Below are 16536 nucleotides of genomic sequence, written 5' to 3'. Positions count from 1 at the left end.
AACTGACCCGTTCAGACTGCTGACAAACCTCGATAACTCTATCTTGCAAGGTGAAGGCAGGTAGAAGAGTAAAGCGTCCGCGCCAGGGACGGCGCGGCTCGAGCCCCCAGGGAGGGGTTTACGGCGTCTTTACGATCTGCCTGTTTTCACCGACACGGGCACTTTGTCATTAACCTCACGGGCCAGTAAACTGACCCGCTCATTTGGTATTCATTGATTCGCTTATTGCGGGTTTACCCATAAGCCGTTTGTATTACAGCAGGTGACGAGCCGCCTCAACGACGATTTTTACTGCGTGGCTTTCAGTCGTTTTCATGGTTTCTTCGTTCGGGATCTCTTGCTGGGTGCGGTTAACAATCACACCTGCGACCATACCGGCACGCAAGCCTTGGCTAGCACACATTGTCAGCAGAGTGGCAGATTCCATTTCATAATTCATCACGCCCATAGATTGCCATTCTTCCATAGAACCTTTAAAGCGGCGAACAACACGTCCAGAGTAAGTATCGTAACGTTCCTGCCCTGGATAGAAAGTATCTGAAGACGCGGTAACGCCAATATGAGTCGTCGCACCGACTGATTTAGCCGCGTTAACTAATGCCGTGGTGCAATCAAAATCAGCCACCGCCGGGAATTCCATTGGTGCAAAGTGCAAGCTGGCACCGTCTAAACGTACCGCTGCGGTGGTGACCAATACATCACCAACATTAATATGTGGCTGAATAGCACCTGTAGTACCAATACGTAGGAACGTCCGCACACCAAGTTGTGCCAACTCTTCAACCGCAATAGAAGTTGATGGGCCACCAATACCGGTTGAGCAGACAATCACAGCCTTGCCATCAAGTTCGGCACGCCACGAAGTAAATTCACGATGTGAAGCCAAATGCACTGGGTTATCCATCAATTTAGCGATTTTCTCAACACGCTGTGGATCACCCGGAACGATCGCCAGAGTCGCCCCTTGCAAATCATTTTTAGTCAGGCCCAAGTGAAAAACGTCGGATTTAGCCATGTGTGAGACTCCTCTTTCATGAGAGATGTTATGTCCGTCATAATTCAAGTTGCATATGCGTTGGCTATTATTAACCACAGTAATCAGTTACTTATGTAAAATCATCAGGATTAATGAGCCTCAAAGAGGCTCACCCTACGGGCTAGCATAAATGCTGTTCAAATCGGTTTTCACCGAGTTGTCGTTCACTTGCCGCCTTCCTGCAACTCGAATTATTTAGGGATATAGGGAGGTACAAAGGAATACTTTACTCAAAATCATCACATAATTTCGTGACGACAATCACTTTGACAAAAGAAATGATAAATACAAATACATTAAAAATGTGATTTAAATCACACATTAAGACTATCTAGCCTGAAATTTATACAAACACCACCCACCACAGTAATGATTTATATATGAATATCAATAGTAGGACTCATTGAGCAATGTTGGATGAATATCTTCTTATCAGCAACTGACTTATCTACCGTACTCATGCCGCAATAAAATACTTAATTACTGTAAACCTCATCTCATTAATCCCAAAGATTACCTATAGTTAAAGTCGTCAACAGTAAATACCAAGGGCGATGGATAGCTCAACCCAATAAGATTTTACCGAGTCATACTTTCCTCATTTCATAAGGAGACCACCATGAAAACTGATCAATCTATGACTCTCAGGCAGGCGACAAGCGGATTCACACCCGCAGTAGATCCTCTGGCCTCGACGATCCGCCATACCGATCAACAGGGTATTCACTGCACAGAAACTACCATCCCATCTCAAGGCGATGAGTTGCCAGCTTATATTGCCAGACCGGCCCAACACTCGGGGCCATATCCTGTGGTGATTGTTGTGCAGGAAATTTTTGGTGTGCATGAGCACATTCAAGATATCTGCCGCAGATTGGCAAAGCAGGGTTATCTGGCCATTGCTCCTGAGCTGTTTTTCCGCCAAGGTGATGCCAAAGAATATGATGATATCAATGCGTTAGTTAAAAATTTGGTTAGTAAGGTACCCGATCGACAGGTCATGGTGGATCTTGATCATACTGCCCACTGGGCATCGCGCCACGGTGGCGACACCAGCAAATTAGCCATTACTGGTTTTTGCTGGGGTGGGCGTATTGCATGGCTATATGCCGCCCATAATCCACAATTAAAAGCCGCAGTGGCCTGGTATGGCAAACTGGTAGGAGAAAAAACTTTACTGTTACCAAGATATCCGGTTGATGTTGCCGTCGATCTCTGCGCCCCAGTGCTGGGGCTGTATGGCGGTAAAGACGGTAGTATCACGCAAGAGCATATCGATACCATGCGTCAGGCATTGCGAGCAGCAAATGCTGATGCCGAAATCATTGTTTATCCAGATGCAGGGCATGCCTTTAACGCTGATTACCGCCCAAGCTACCACGAAGAATCGGCACTGGATGGCTGGCAGCGCATGCTTGATTGGTTTGTGCAGCACGGAGTCGCAGCTAATCCTATTAACGAAGATGATAAATAACAGCCATAAAAAAAGGGCGCAAAATATGCGCCCAAAGTTTCACAACACAGAGTAAACCGTTATTAATCAGACTTGTTCTTCACGCAGACGCTGTGCCGCCAGCACCATGTTTGCCAGAGCCTGGCGGGTTTCCGGCCAACCACGGGTTTTCAGGCCACAGTCTGGGTTAACCCACAGACGTTCCGCCGGGATACGCTGGGCCGCTTTACGCAGTAAAGCTTCAATCCATTCCACACTTGGCACATTCGGCGAGTGAATATCATAAACACCGGGACCAATTTCATTCGGATACGCGAAATCTTCAAATGATTCCAACAGTTCCATATCTGAGCGGGAGGTTTCGATGGTAATCACGTCAGCATCCAGCGCAGCAATGGAATCCATGATGTCATTGAATTCGCAATAACACATATGGGTGTGAATCTGAGTATCGTTTTGCGCAACCGCAGCATTCAATTTAAAAGCATCAACCGCCCACTGTAAATAAGCTTGCCAGTCAGCACGGCGCAGAGGCAGGCCTTCACGCAGCGCTGGTTCATCAATCTGGATGATACCGATACCGGCTTTTTCCAGATCTTCCACTTCATCACGCAGTGCCAACGCAATTTGCTTCGCGATGGTTTCGCGGCTGACATCTTCGCGTGGGAATGACCAACACAGAATAGTCACCGGCCCAGTCAACATGCCTTTTACCGGTTTATCGGTCAGTGATTGAGCATATTTCGCCCATTCAACGGTGATGGCTTCAGGGCGGCTGATATCACCAATAATCACTGGTGGCTTAACGCAACGTGAACCGTAGCTCTGTACCCAACCATTTTGTGTAAAGACAAAACCGTCCAGATGCTCGCCGAAATATTCCACCATGTCATTACGTTCAGCTTCACCATGAACCAACACATCCAGCCCCAAACGTTCCTGTTCAGCAATAGCTTGTTTGATGTGTTCGCTAATACCAGTGCGGTAGTTTTTACCATCCAGGCGGCCTTGCTTGAAGTCCAAACGCAAGCCACGGATCTCGGTCGTTTGTGGGAATGAGCCGATAGTCGTGGTCGGCCAGGCCGGCAAGTTAAAGCGCTTACGTTGGGCAGCTGCACGTGCTTCGTAAGGTTGTTGGCGTTCAATATCTTGCGCGGTGATCGCCGCCAAACGCTGTTCTACTTGTGGATTATGTACACGGCTGGAAGCACGACGAGCACGGATTGGTGCACTATAAGCCGCTAATTCAGCCAGTTTGGCTTCACTTGGTGCATTCAATGCTTGGGTCAACAGCGCCAGTTCGGCACATTTTTGCAGGGCGAAAGCAAACCAGCTCTTCACTTCGGCATCAAGACGCGTTTCTTCACTTAAATCAATTGGGCTATGCAATAAGGAACAAGAACTCCCCAGCCACAGCGGGCGGCTATTCACCAGCGGTTGCAAGCGCTCAAACCAGTGACTCAGATCGGCACGCCATACGTTACGACCATTGATAACGCCCAGTGATAGCAACCACTCTTGCGGCAATTTTGCATTCAGCTTAGCAATATCATCCTGACCGGCAACCACATCAACATGCAGGCCTTGTACTGGCAGAGCGCGGATGGTGTCGAGGTTATGACCGATACTGTCGAAATAGGTGGTCAGCAACAATTTAACCTGACCTTGCAGCGCCTGATAAGCCGGTTGGTAAGCATCCAGCCACTCTGGTGGCAACTCCAGCACCAATGCCGGTTCGTCAATTTGCACCCACTCGATGCCGCGTTTTGCCAATTCGCCCAACACTTGCTGGTAAACCGGCAGAATGTCTTTCAATAATGACAAGCGATCAAACTGCTCACCTTTCACTTTACCCAACCACAGATACGTTACCGGGCCAAGTAGTACCGGCTTGATTTTGTGACCTAATGCTAATGCTTCATCCACTTCATCCAACAGCTGAGTCCAGCCTAGTTTGAACTGCTGGCCTTGTTGGAACTCTGGCACCATGTAGTGATAATTGGTATTAAACCATTTGGTCATTTCTGCCGCAGCTGCCGGTGTACCGGTTGGTGCACGGCCACGGCCAATACGGAAGAGCGTATCCAAATCAATCGAACCATCGGCATTCTGATGGCGCTCTGGGACGTTACCCAACAGCAAACTGGTTGTCAGGACATGGTCATACCATGCGAAATCACCGACGGGCACTAAATCAACGCCAGCTTGCTGTTGCTGTTGCCAATGGCGGGCGCGCAATTCACGACCCACATTGAGCAATTCTTCTTGCGTGGAGTTGCCTGCCCAGTAACTTTCTTGTGCTTTTTTCAGTTCACGTTTCAGACCTACACGCGGAAAACCCAGTGTGTGATTTAAAATTGTCATCGTCTTATTTCCCATTTAGCCATCCAGATGTTTACACATCCATGATCAGCAGGTACTGTATTAATCACAAGCGCAATTTGCTCACTGTCACTGTGAAGGACTCTCATGATCGAACTGAAACACTTACGCACCCTGCAAGCTCTGCGTAATACCGGCTCACTGGCTGCAGCAGCAACACAACTTCATCAGACTCAATCGGCGTTGTCCCATCAATTCAGTGATCTGGAACAGCGCCTGGGTTTTCGTCTGTTTGTGCGTAAAAGCCAGCCGTTACGTTTCACAACGCAAGGTGAGATCCTGTTGCAGTTGGCGGAACAAGTGCTGCCGCAAATCAAGCAAGCGCTGCAAACCTGCAACGAACCACACCAAACTGCGCTGCGTATCGCCATCGAATGCCATAGCTGTATTCAATGGCTGACACCCGCGCTGGATAATTTCCACAAAAGCTGGCCGCAAGTAGCGATGGACTTCAAATCAGGCGTGACTTTCGATCCACAACCAGCCTTGCAGCAAGGGGAGTTGGATCTGGTGCTGACATCGGATATTTTGCCGCGCAGTGGGCTGCACTATTCGCCGATGTTCGATTTTGAGGTGCGTTTGGTATTGGCACCTGACCATCCATTAGCCAATAAAGCTCGCATCGAGCCGGAAGATTTGGCACAAGAAGTGTTGATGATTTACCCAGTGCAGCGCCAACGGTTGGATATCTGGCGGCATTTTCTGCAACCGGCGGGGATCAATCCCGCATTGAAAAATGTTGATAACACCTTACTGCTGATTCAAATGGTCTCAGCACGAATGGGGATCGCCGCCCTGCCACACTGGGTGGTAGAGAGCTTCGAACGTCAGGGACTGGTGGTGACTAAAACACTGGGAAATGGTTTGTGGAGCCGGTTATACGCTGCCGTCCGAGATGGAGAACAGCGCCAACCGGTCACTGAAGCTTTTATTCGTTCGGCCCGGCAACACGCTTGCGAGAGTCTGCCGTTTGTAAAGAATGCGGAGCGACCCAACGCCGGTGTACCCATAGCGAGGCCATTATCACCATTGCCCCAATGATAAAGCTGGGCCAATGGGGTTTTTCTTGCCAAATGGCCAGATTCACCAGTAACCCAGCCGGAACATGCACGTTATTCATGATACCCAGAGTGCCGGCATCAACTTGTGTCGCACCATAGTTCCACATGAAGTAGCCCAAGGCCGAAGCCCCGACACCCAGCCAAACCAGCACCCCCCACTGCAACGGCGTGGTGGGCAGTTTTTGTGGATTGCCGAAAGCAAACCAGGCAATGACAGCGACAATCAAAGCACCAACATAGAACCATGAAAAGGCCACATGCTGCGGGATAGGATGGACTTCCATCAACCGTTTGTAGCCCACCTGCCCGATGGCAAAACAGATGTTTGCCGCCTGAACCAGAACCAATCCCCACCAAAAATGTTCACTGAGATGGTCATAACGGATGATTGCCGCCCCAGCCACAGCCAACAAAGCGCTGAGGGCATAGCCCCACCGCAGCCGCTGACGGCGTAGCAAATCATAGATTAACGTGACATACAGCGGCGTCATCACGGTGAACAGCAGAAACTCCGGTACCGTCAAATAGAGATACGCGCGGAAGCTGAACAAGTACATGATACCCAGTTGGATTGCGCCCACCGTCATATACAGCACAATCACCCGCCAATTGATATTGCGCCAACGCAGGAAAGGCAGAAAGACCAGCGCCGCCAGCCCGACGCGCATTAGCACAGAGAACCAGCTGTCCACCTGACCGGCCAAATATTCGCCAATCAGGCTAAAAGAGAACGCCCACAAGATAGTGGTAATAATCAGTAACAACACAATAATTGGCTCTTTGAGGTGATAAAGCGCAATTGTAACGGATGTTGGACACTAATCATTAGCAAAGTAGGTTTACATTTGAGCAATAATAAACCAAACGAATGATATCCACTATCAGGAATACCATTAGTTGGAGAAAACTCATTTTCTGCTGTTAAGACATCCCGACACCAATAATGGTCAGAATCAGTGGGGTCGTCACCGCCGCGAGCACCGTGGACATCACTAAACTCGCGGCGGCGGGGCCGGTCAGCACATTAAATTGGCGCGACATCAGATAGACATTTACACCCGTTGCCATTGACCCGAGCAATACCACCACCTGTGTTTCTAGCGCGGGTAAATTCATTGCCCACGCCAGCGCCCATATCACCATCGGCTGCACTATCAGTTTCAGAAAGCAGATAGCACTGCTGATTTGCCAGCCCTCACTCACGCGGTATTCCGCCAACCCCATGCCCAGCACAATCAATGACAGCGGCGGAGCCACCTGCCCCAGCATAGTGACCGGTTGGTCGATAAATTGCGGCAATTGCAAACCGGTCAGGCTAAATAAAGTACCGGATATAATTCCGATAATCAGTGGATTAGTCAGTACACTGCGGGCGGTTTTCGCAAACCCAGCCAACGTTGGTGAGCCATTGCGCGCCCACTCCACCGAGATAGTGACTAATGTCCACAAGATCAATCCGTTAAACACCAATACCAACGCCACTGCGGGAATAGATTTTTCCCCCAGCATAATGGTGGCAATGGGTAGCCCCAGCATCACATTATTGGAAAAAATCCCCCCGAGGGCAAATACCGAGCCGGATACACCATCCAGATGAAATACCCGGCTGGCGATGATTCGCCCGATAACAAAGACCACCAGACAGCTGCCAAAAAAGGCAATCAACAAGCGGGCATCTACCGCCGGGCGCTCAGAGAAATCGCACATCATACGAAACAGCATGGCAGGTAACGCGAGGGAGAAGACAAAACGGGTCAAGCCATCGGTGATGGTAGATGGCCATTGACCAAATCGAACCAAACCGTAGCCCAGTGCGAGTAGAACAAACAGCGGTGAAGACAAAACAATCTGGTGCCAAAGCGAAATAACAAAGGCGGGCATGATTCACTTCCTGTCAAGCCGGGCCAGGTCAGCCCGTAAATGTAAGAATGGCCGACCGCTCTGTTTCCTGTTCTGTTTATATCAAAGTCATTGGAGTTACAGGTAGGCAGCAAACGAGCTAATCCCAATGAGCATACTCAAGTATGTGATTTGGGTTAGTGAGCACAGCTAACGCCCCTGTAGCTTCAAGGGCGAGGATATATCAAATCTATACGGTCAGTACAGACACAGTCAACGCCCCAATTTAACAATTCCTGCGCCCGCGCCGGTTGGTTGACGGTATAAACCATAATACGCAGCCCAGCGGCTTTGAGTAACGTCACCCGCTCGGCTGTCAGTTGTTTGTGGTTGATATGCAAAGAAACGCAATCCAACTCGCGAGTCATCGCCTGCCAATTATCATCCCATTTATCCAGCAATAAGCCGCGCGGCAACTCAGGTGCTGCCTGCTGCGCTGCCACTAATGCCTCATACGAAAAAGAGGATAATAACGGTGGAATCGCCTGACCTTGCCATAATAAGCGAGCAGCCAAAGCAATGGCCCGGCCGGTCGGGGTTTCAGTCCCGGTGGTCGGTTTAATTTCAATATTTGCCGCCATACCATACTGGGCACAACGGGCCGCCACCTCAGAGAGCAATGGCAGGCGTTCACCACGAAATGCAGTGCTATACCAATCACCGGCATCCAGCTGAATCAGCTTTTCCCAGGGCAATTCCCCGGCCACACCCCAGCCATTGCTGGTGCGATCCAGAGTGTCGTCATGCAGTAGAAATATCTGGCCGTCTTGCGATAACTTGGCATCAAACTCAATCATCTTGTGGCCGTGACGCGCGCCGACATCAATCGCCGCCAGAGTATTTTCTGGCGCTAATGAACCGCCACCGCGATGAGCAACAATAGTTGGATAAGGCCAGTTTTTACTCATGATTCCATCCGTAATCCGCTTTCTGAATCAAAAAAGTGCAGCGCCGCAGGTGGTAGATACAAATACAACACACTACCCGCCGTGGGCATTTCTTCATGGGATAAACGGGCAATAACACTCTGCCCACCCCACTGTCCATGCGCCAAATTATCCGCCCCCAACAATTCGAGCGTTAATAACGTCATAGGCACCCCCTGCGCTGAGGTTTTTTGCTGAGATACCCTTTGCTGAATATGCTCCGGACGGATACCCAGGGTCAAGCGCCGATCTGCCCATTGTGGTCGCGGCACTTCCAGCGGCAAAGTCATTCCATCCGCCAAAATAAAGGCTCGCCCATCCGGGCTGACGGTGCCGGCTAACAGGTTCATCGCCGGTGAGCCGATAAAGCTGGCAACAAATAGAGTCGCAGGTCGTTGATACACTTCACTTGGCGTGCCAATTTGCTCCGCCACGCCTTTGTTCATCACAATCACCCGCTGGGCCAATGTCATGGCTTCAACCTGATCATGAGTGACATACAAACTGGTGGTTTTTAACCGGCGATGTAACTGTTGCAGCTCAAGGCGCATCTGCACTCGTAACTTGGCATCGAGATTAGAAAGAGGCTCATCAAACAAGAAAACCGCCGGTTCACGCACAATGGCCCGCCCCATTGCCACCCGCTGCCGCTGGCCGCCAGATAGCTCGCGCGGTTTGCGTTTGAGCAGTGGTTCTAGTTCCAAAATACGAGCGGCTTCATCCACGCGTTGGCGAATCTGCTCTTTGCCAAAACCACGGATTTTCAAGCCATAAGCCATATTGTCAAACACGCTCATATGGGGATATAGCGCATAGTTCTGAAATACCATGGCGATGCCACGATCTTTGGGTTCCATATCCGTCACCCGCAGATTATCGATATAGATATCTCCGCTGGTGGTGCGTTCCAGCCCTGCGACCATACGCAGCAGTGTCGATTTACCGCAACCGGACGGGCCGACCATCACGATGAATTCACCATCAGTGACATCTAAATCAATCTGCTTTATCACTGGCGTCACGCCGTCATAAGATTTGGTTACTGCTTGAAGCTTTAAACATGCCATATCAGATTACTTCTCACTGTCTACCAGACCGCGTACAAACCAACGCTGCATCAGAAGGACCACCGCGACCGGTGGAATTAAAGTCAAAATCATTGCTGCCATCACCTGATTCCACTGGGTTGGAGCGCCTGAGCTGGAAATCATGCTTCTGATTCCCGCTACCGCCGTACCCATAGAAGCATCGCTGGTAATCAGGATTGGCCAGAGATATTGGTTCCAACCATAGATAAAAGTGATAACAAACAGCGCTGCCAAATTGGTTTTCGATAGCGGCAAAACGATATCCCAGAAAAAGCGCATAGCGCCCGCCCCATCAATGCGCGCCGCTTCCAATAGCTCATCTGGCAAGGTCATAAAGAACTGGCGGAATAAGAAAGTGGCAGTAGCGGATGCCATCAGCGGCAGAGTCAGACCGGTATAGCTATCTAGCATATTCAGGTTGGCAATCACCTGAATCGTCGGGAAAATTCGCACTTCAACCGGCAGCATTAGGGTGAGGAAAATTAGCCAGAAGAACAGGTTACGTAGCGGGAAGCGGAAATAGACGATGGCATAGGCAGACAGCATCGATACCGTGATTTTGCCGACGGTAATCGCAAATGCCATCACAAAGCTATTAAACAGCATCAAGCCAAAAGGTGCGCTATTATTGCCCACACCAGCATGCCAAATATGGCTGATGTTCTGCCATAAATGCGGGCCAGGAATCAGCGTCATTGGCACCTGGAACACTTGGGTGTCATCCAGAGATGCCGCGACAAAAGCCACATACAGCGGGAACAGAATCAACAGCACGCCGATAATCAGCATGACGTGGCAAAAGATATCCAGCCCACGGCGATTCTCAATCATTGGTAACGCACCTTACGCTCAACAAAGCGGAACTGGATAACCGTCAAACCAATCACCAGCAACATCAGCACAACTGACTGAGCCGCTGAACTGGATAAATCCAACCCGGCAAAACCTTCGCGGTAAATTTTATAAATCAGGGTGGTGGTCGCCTGCATCGGGCCACCGCCTGTTGCGGCATCAATTACCGGGAAAGTATCGAAGAAGGCATAGACCAGATTCACCACCAGTAGGAAGAAGCTCACCGGCGAAATCAACGGCAACACCAAATTGAAGAAGCGGCGCACTGGCCCGGCTCCGTCAATGGCTGCGGCTTCAACTAATGAACGCGGGATAGATTGCAGCGCAGCAAGGAAAAATAAGAAGTTATAACTGATTTGCTTCCACACCGACGCCAATACCACCAGAAACATCGCCTGCCCACTATTTTGGGCGTGATTCCAGTTGTAGCCGAGTGAGGCCAAAAAATGAGTGATCAACCCCAGACCGGGATTGAACAAAAAGATCCACAACACTGCCGCCACGGCAGGGGCTACGGCATAAGGTAAAATCATTAAAGTTTGATAAATACGGCTGCCGCGCAACACGTAATCCACCATCGCCGCCAGAAATAGCGACACCACCAAGCCGATCCCCGCCACCAGCGAGCTGAAAATCAGTGTGGTGTAAAATGAAGCTAAATAATATTCATCGTGAAACAGCGCAATAAAGTTACTCAGCCCAACAAATTCGCTGGAGAGGCCGAATGGGTCGAGCATTTGTACCGAATACCACAGCGCTTCACCGGCAGGCCACAGGAAGAAAACAGCAGTAATAGCCAGTTGCGGTAATACCAGCAGGTAAGGTAACCAACTACAGGAAAAACCGGGACGGGAAGATGACATAAAGTTAACCATTTATCGAACAGGGTGCTAGTTGCTACACAGAGTTATTGGCCTGATGAATATCGCCAGTTTGAGTGCTAAAGCTGCTCACCCAAACTGGCAAATAACCTTATTTGTTGGTTTGCTCGAAACGACGCAGCAACACATCACCTCGAGACACAGCGGTATCTAATGCTTGCTGTGGTGTTTTCTTGCCCGTCCAAACACCTTCCAGCTCTTCATCTACCACCGTGCGAATCTGTGGCATATTGCCCAGACGCAAGCCTTTGGTATATGGCAATGGCGGTTTGTTCAGCATTTGGCGAGTGGCGACATCAGCACCTGGATTCTTGTCATAGAAGCCCTGTTGCTTGGTCAGCTCATACGCAGCGGTGGTGATAGGCAAGTAGCCGGTTTTCTGATGCCATTCAGCAGCAATTTCCGACTGGGTCAGGAATTGTAGGAATTCAGCTACGCCCTTATAAGTATCTTTGTCTTTCCCATCCATCACCCACAGGCTGGCCCCACCAATAATGGCGTTTTGTGGGGCATCCTTGGCATCAGCATCGTAAGGCATCATGCCCACACCGTAATTAAATTTGGCGTAATGGCGAATATCCGCAAGTGATCCGGAAGAGGCAGTGGTAATAGCGCAATCACCGTTATAGAACTTGGCAGTCGATTCATCTTTACGACCAAAATAGGTGAAATCACCTTTCTTGTTCATATCAGACAGCAATTGAATATGTTTAACTTGCAAAGGCTTATTGAATTCCAATACCGCATCGGTGCCATCAAAACCATTATTACGGCTGGCAATTGGCTGACCATGCCAGGCACTGAAGTTTTCAATTTGAATCCACCCCTGCCAGCCGCTGGCATAACCACAACTTGATCCTGCGGCACGTAATTTAGCGGTATCTTCGGCCAATTCTTGCCAGGTTTTAGGCGGTTGATCTGGATTCAAACCCGCTTTTTTGAAGGCATCTTTGTTGTAATACAACACCGGCGTAGAGCTGTTAAATGGCTGAGATAATAAGTGGCCCGTTTTCGCATCAGTGTAATAACCCGCAACCGTCGGGACGAAAACGGATTCATCAAAATTAATATTGGCGTCTTTAAATACCTGGAATACCGGCTTAATCGCCTTACTCGCCATCATGGTGGCGGTGCCAACTTCATAAACCTGCAAAATAGCAGGCGCTTTCCCTGAACGGAAAGCAGCAATGCCCGCCGCCAGACTTTGTTCGTAGTTGCCTTTATAGACCGGCACAATTTTATAATCGCTATGCGACTGGTTAAAGCGATCAGCTAACGAGTTAACTTCTACGCCTAACTCCCCTTCCATCGAGTGCCAGAAAGGAATTTCAGTTACCGCCATCGCATTGGCACTGAATGCCAAAGTCAGCGCAACACAAATCGACGTTTTACGAATAGCATTGTTAAACATATCTGGCCCCTGAATAAATCCGTATGGCCCATCTCAATGAATTTTGCGGATGAGCGAAATAAATCAGTTTTTGTTCGGAAGCAAACATGACACCTTTTCATGACAGAAATATAACTTCCACATGACAGAAAAGTGACAAAACAATGAAAATAGCGGGTCAAATAGGTGTCAGACAGGTTAATCTTTTAAATAACTCTTATTAGTCAATAATGACTATTTATTTCCTTAAAAAACAAACTTATCATAAAAATAATCGCAAAGTTAATTTAACTTAAATATCAACCAATCATTAATAACATTCATTAAGTATAATCATAGATTATTTATCATATTGAATAATAAAATAATTGAAACCAAAAAAAATAGGACTAACTCTTGCTTGAAATAATGCCATTTAAAATGTTAGTGTTCTTTCCGGCTTACTGATGGTGTATTAACGTAACTATTTAACGCCCTCGTTATCATTGCTATATACACATATAAGCCACTCGTATTATTAACTCCTTATCCATTTATGGATAGGGATCTCATATAACACATAATGGACTATCGGATATTTACAATGAAAAAGACACTACTTTCAATTGTTACTATCGCTATATTGGCTAGCAGCAGTGCTAATGCTGCCCCTGTAGAAAAAGATATTGCGATTGAAGCAAAAATTGTTTCTGCAATAAAACTGACCAAGAATAGTGGCCGAGCGCTTGACGCCATCAAGATGACATACGACCCTGTGAAGAATGATGGTCACTTTACTCATACTGAACAGATTAAGTTCACTTCTCTAGGTGGGACTAAAATAAAAGTCTCTCTGAGAGAAGCATTCGCCATGCTGAATAGCAACAACAAGACATTTACTGATTACAAAGTAAATATAGAGGGTAAAGAATTGAAAAATGGCAGTGCTGCCGAAGTTTTTGACCTGACTAATACTGATTTTTCGGGGAGTTTAAACATCTCAGCTAAACAACCCATAGATGCTGTTGATGGAGAAATATATACCGGTGTCCTTAAACTCTCCATTGAAGCTGAAGCTTAAATTTAATTAAGTAAAACATTATAATTTCCTTATAGATAATACATGCAGTCAGGGGTGAACTCTTGGCTGCATGCTATTTTCAACTAAATACTCGTATTAAATTAATGTTACTAACACCATTAATATAAAGGTTTATTTATCGAAAAAGCATGCTGCCATATATATGCAGTAAGAAATAAAATAAAATGGAATGGAATCCTATGAAAACCCCGTCAATAATTGACAAGGCTGTTTTAGTTGCTCTATTACTCACTTCATTTAACTCAGTTGGTTCCGAAGATATTACTATTGAGCACTTAGTTCCGGCGGGTTTTTCTGCTGCCGAGGAACATAATACACTGCAATTACTAGGTATATTAAACGGGAAGACCCTGCCCAGCCCGCTGTTCTTCTCAGAAGAAAAACAACAATTAAGCTTTGATCAACAACAATATCGTGATAATCATATTGATGAATCATCCATTACTTTATTAGCGAGTATCTTACCGCAAATACCTTATTTACAGTGCCAAAATGGCTGCGACTATATCTTATCGAACCATCGAATTACCGTAGATAAAGTTAATCATGTGGTCACAATGACTAATAACAATAACCGTTATCTCATGCCGGTCACCACTTGGGGATTAGTACATAACCAATCTTTTGATCTGCGGTTGGCTACAGAACAGTATCGGGCTGTTTCTGCTCGTGGGCAAGGCTACCTTGGGCTACCCTATCAATCTTTTGCCTTTGCCCATTGGTTTTATAATGCTGCGCGGATAAAGAACAATAACTCATACGCCCATCAATCAGGATACCAGCAACAGACCCAAATAGGCGTTGGCAGTTGGTATCTGCAAAAGAATTTTCAGGCGCACTATTTGCGCGCTGGCCGGCAAAACAATCTGGATAATAGCGCAGGCAGTATTCATACCCTGGTCAATCCGGCCTTAGACCAATTCGTAACACTAGGCAGTCAGAGCTATTTAGCCATTGATAAACCCTCGGCAGGGAGCTTGGTGCTGTACGCCACCAGTGATGGCGATTTTGAAATTTACCGTGATAACCAACTCATCCGCCGTATTCCAGCCCAACTAGGCCGTAACGAAATTGATTACAGCCAACTCCCCGGCGGCTATTACACCGTTGAGATTCGTTTAGTGGATCGCACCGGAAAAGTCATTAATCAGGAAAGCCAAACTATCAGCAATATAGGTACTCAGACTAATAATGGCTGGTTCCTGACCTTGGGCAAAGGTGCAGTGCGTAGTAATAACGCCCCTCATCTGATGCAATTTGGCCGCAGCATGAACCTGAAAAGCCTGCAAACCAATATCACACTACTTAAAGACACCGCCAGCCACTGGACCGCCGAAGGGAATGCCTCACACCCACTGGGCATTTATGATCTGAATATTACCCCCACTTTGGGGCTGATGTCGGGTGAAAAACGCAGTGGGGGATATTTGCGTTTAACCGGTGGGAATTCTGGTCTGGGATATGCCTCGCTTGCCCGCTACCAAACGCCTGATGTGTCGATATACGCACCTAATGCTGGTAGTACCTCAGCTTCTTATAGCCGCCGTTTTGGGCCAACTCAGCTTAGTTATCAATTTAATCAATATAAAAATAATCGCCAACACCGCATTCAAAGTCGTTGGGACTGGCGGCGACCGCAATATGGCATGGCTCTGTCGCTCGGAGTACAAAAAGGTGGGCAATGGAACAGCCAAAATAATTACGGCGTATTTCTTAATACCACTCTGTCTTTCCTCAAAAACAGCGCCAGCATCAACAGTGCTTATGCCCGACAACAGCTAACGACCAGTGCCAGCTATCAAAAAGAGTTTAGTGATAACTACGGCACCAGCACTTTCGGTATTGATGGCAGCACCAGCGGGAAAAGCAATAGTGTCGGCAGCTTTGCTCATCGCAGTGGCAGCCGCGGTGATGTATCGGCACGAGCAGGGGTAGACAACAAGATAGCCAATGGCGGTATCAGCTATAACGGCATGTTGGCTATCAGCCCACAAGGGATTGCATTAGGTCGCAGCAGCTACAGTGGAACTGCATTACTGATAGAAACACCGGATCTGGCAGGCACTCCCTATAGCTTCACTGCAGAAGGTCAACCGATCAGTGGCAGCGGTGTCTATGCCATTCCCATTCCACGCTATCAGGATCGTTTCTTTGTTCGCACCCACAGTAACCACAGTGATGTGGAGATGAATATTCAATTGCCAGTCAATATTACGCGCGCTCATCCGGGACAGGTGTTTTCAAGTCAGGCCAATATCACCTTAAATCTGCTTTACCACGGTTTTCTCAAAGGCCCCCAGGGGCAACCGGTTAGTGGAGTGATTGATGAGACTGGCGACACGGTTCATCCTAATGGCCTGTTCTCTATTCAATCTGACGTGATACTAAAAAACATCACGGTTCAAAGCACTTCGGCCCGCTACCGCTGCGATATGCGCCAGCAACGCGATCACATTTATCTTTGCCACTTGAATTAATTTCGACAGG

At 47.9% G+C, this 16536-nt stretch carries 13 protein-coding genes; 4 read left to right on the top strand and 9 right to left on the bottom strand.

Going from position 1 to position 16536, the window contains the following annotated elements; all coding sequences use genetic code 11:
* Positions 1-253: 253 nt before the first annotated feature.
* The gene (gene udp, locus FGL26_RS17245; protein ID WP_005163896.1) at positions 254-1015 is read right to left on the bottom strand and encodes a uridine phosphorylase; all 762 of its coding nucleotides are present in this window, start codon (positions 1013-1015) and stop codon (positions 254-256) included.
* Between the two features lie 640 nt (positions 1016-1655).
* Between udp and FGL26_RS17240 the strand changes: the two genes are divergently transcribed.
* Positions 1656-2510, top strand: a complete 855-nt coding sequence (locus FGL26_RS17240; protein WP_005176310.1) for a dienelactone hydrolase family protein — start codon at positions 1656-1658, stop codon at positions 2508-2510.
* A gap of 66 nt (positions 2511-2576) precedes the next feature.
* Here FGL26_RS17240 and metE read toward each other — a convergent pair whose 3' ends face one another.
* Positions 2577-4853, bottom strand: a complete 2277-nt coding sequence (gene metE / locus FGL26_RS17235; RefSeq protein ID WP_005176312.1) for a 5-methyltetrahydropteroyltriglutamate--homocysteine S-methyltransferase — start codon at positions 4851-4853, stop codon at positions 2577-2579.
* Between the two features lie 105 nt (positions 4854-4958).
* On the opposite strand from metE, the gene metR reads away from it, so the two are divergent.
* On the top strand, positions 4959-5912 hold the full coding sequence (metR, locus tag FGL26_RS17230) for an HTH-type transcriptional regulator MetR (protein WP_005176315.1): 954 nt from the start codon (positions 4959-4961) through the stop codon (positions 5910-5912).
* On the opposite strand, the gene FGL26_RS17225 is transcribed toward metR, so the two are convergent.
* From FGL26_RS17225 to ugpB, 7 genes are all read right to left on the bottom strand, one after another.
* Positions 5800-6699 (bottom strand): carboxylate/amino acid/amine transporter, encoded by a 900-nt coding sequence (locus FGL26_RS17225; RefSeq protein WP_005176318.1) that lies wholly within the window; start codon positions 6697-6699, stop codon positions 5800-5802. The genes metR and FGL26_RS17225 overlap by 113 nt on opposite strands.
* A 154-nt stretch (positions 6700-6853) precedes the next feature.
* On the bottom strand, positions 6854-7813 hold the full coding sequence (locus tag FGL26_RS17220) for an AEC family transporter (protein ID WP_005176320.1): 960 nt from the start codon (positions 7811-7813) through the stop codon (positions 6854-6856).
* A gap of 185 nt (positions 7814-7998) precedes the next feature.
* Positions 7999-8739 carry a glycerophosphodiester phosphodiesterase gene (ugpQ, locus tag FGL26_RS17215; protein WP_005176323.1) on the bottom strand — a complete coding sequence of 247 codons (741 nt, stop codon included), beginning with the start codon at positions 8737-8739 and terminating at the stop codon, positions 7999-8001.
* On the bottom strand, positions 8736-9824 hold the full coding sequence (locus tag FGL26_RS17210) for a sn-glycerol-3-phosphate import ATP-binding protein UgpC (RefSeq protein ID WP_005176326.1): 1089 nt from the start codon (positions 9822-9824) through the stop codon (positions 8736-8738). Before FGL26_RS17210 ends, ugpQ begins: the two co-directional genes overlap by 4 nt.
* 6 nt (positions 9825-9830) lie before the next feature.
* A complete protein-coding gene (gene ugpE, locus FGL26_RS17205) occupies positions 9831-10676 on the bottom strand; it encodes a sn-glycerol-3-phosphate ABC transporter permease UgpE (RefSeq protein ID WP_005176328.1) in 846 nt (281 codons plus the stop codon).
* Entirely contained in the window at positions 10673-11560 is an 888-nt protein-coding gene (gene ugpA, locus FGL26_RS17200; protein ID WP_004703935.1) for a sn-glycerol-3-phosphate ABC transporter permease UgpA, read from the bottom strand. The genes ugpE and ugpA overlap by 4 nt, the downstream gene beginning before the upstream one ends.
* A 109-nt stretch (positions 11561-11669) precedes the next feature.
* Positions 11670-12989, bottom strand: coding sequence for a sn-glycerol-3-phosphate ABC transporter substrate-binding protein UgpB (gene ugpB, locus FGL26_RS17195; RefSeq protein ID WP_005176330.1), 1320 nt, complete (start codon positions 12987-12989; stop codon positions 11670-11672).
* Positions 12990-13551: 562 nt separating this feature from the next.
* Between ugpB and FGL26_RS17190 the strand changes: the two genes are divergently transcribed.
* Together FGL26_RS17190 and FGL26_RS17185 are read left to right on the top strand one after the other, a co-directional pair.
* A complete protein-coding gene (locus FGL26_RS17190; RefSeq protein WP_005176332.1) occupies positions 13552-14028 on the top strand; it encodes a CS1 type fimbrial major subunit in 477 nt (158 codons plus the stop codon).
* Positions 14029-14213: 185 nt separating this feature from the next.
* Positions 14214-16526 (top strand): TcfC E-set like domain-containing protein, encoded by a 2313-nt coding sequence (locus FGL26_RS17185; RefSeq protein WP_072075791.1) that lies wholly within the window; start codon positions 14214-14216, stop codon positions 16524-16526.
* Positions 16527-16536: the final 10 nt, after the last annotated feature.

It is taken from the genome of Yersinia enterocolitica subsp. enterocolitica (genome assembly GCF_901472495.1).
GTDB classification, from domain to species: domain Bacteria; phylum Pseudomonadota; class Gammaproteobacteria; order Enterobacterales; family Enterobacteriaceae; genus Yersinia; species Yersinia enterocolitica.
This window is presented reverse-complemented; position numbering and strand designations above follow the sequence as displayed.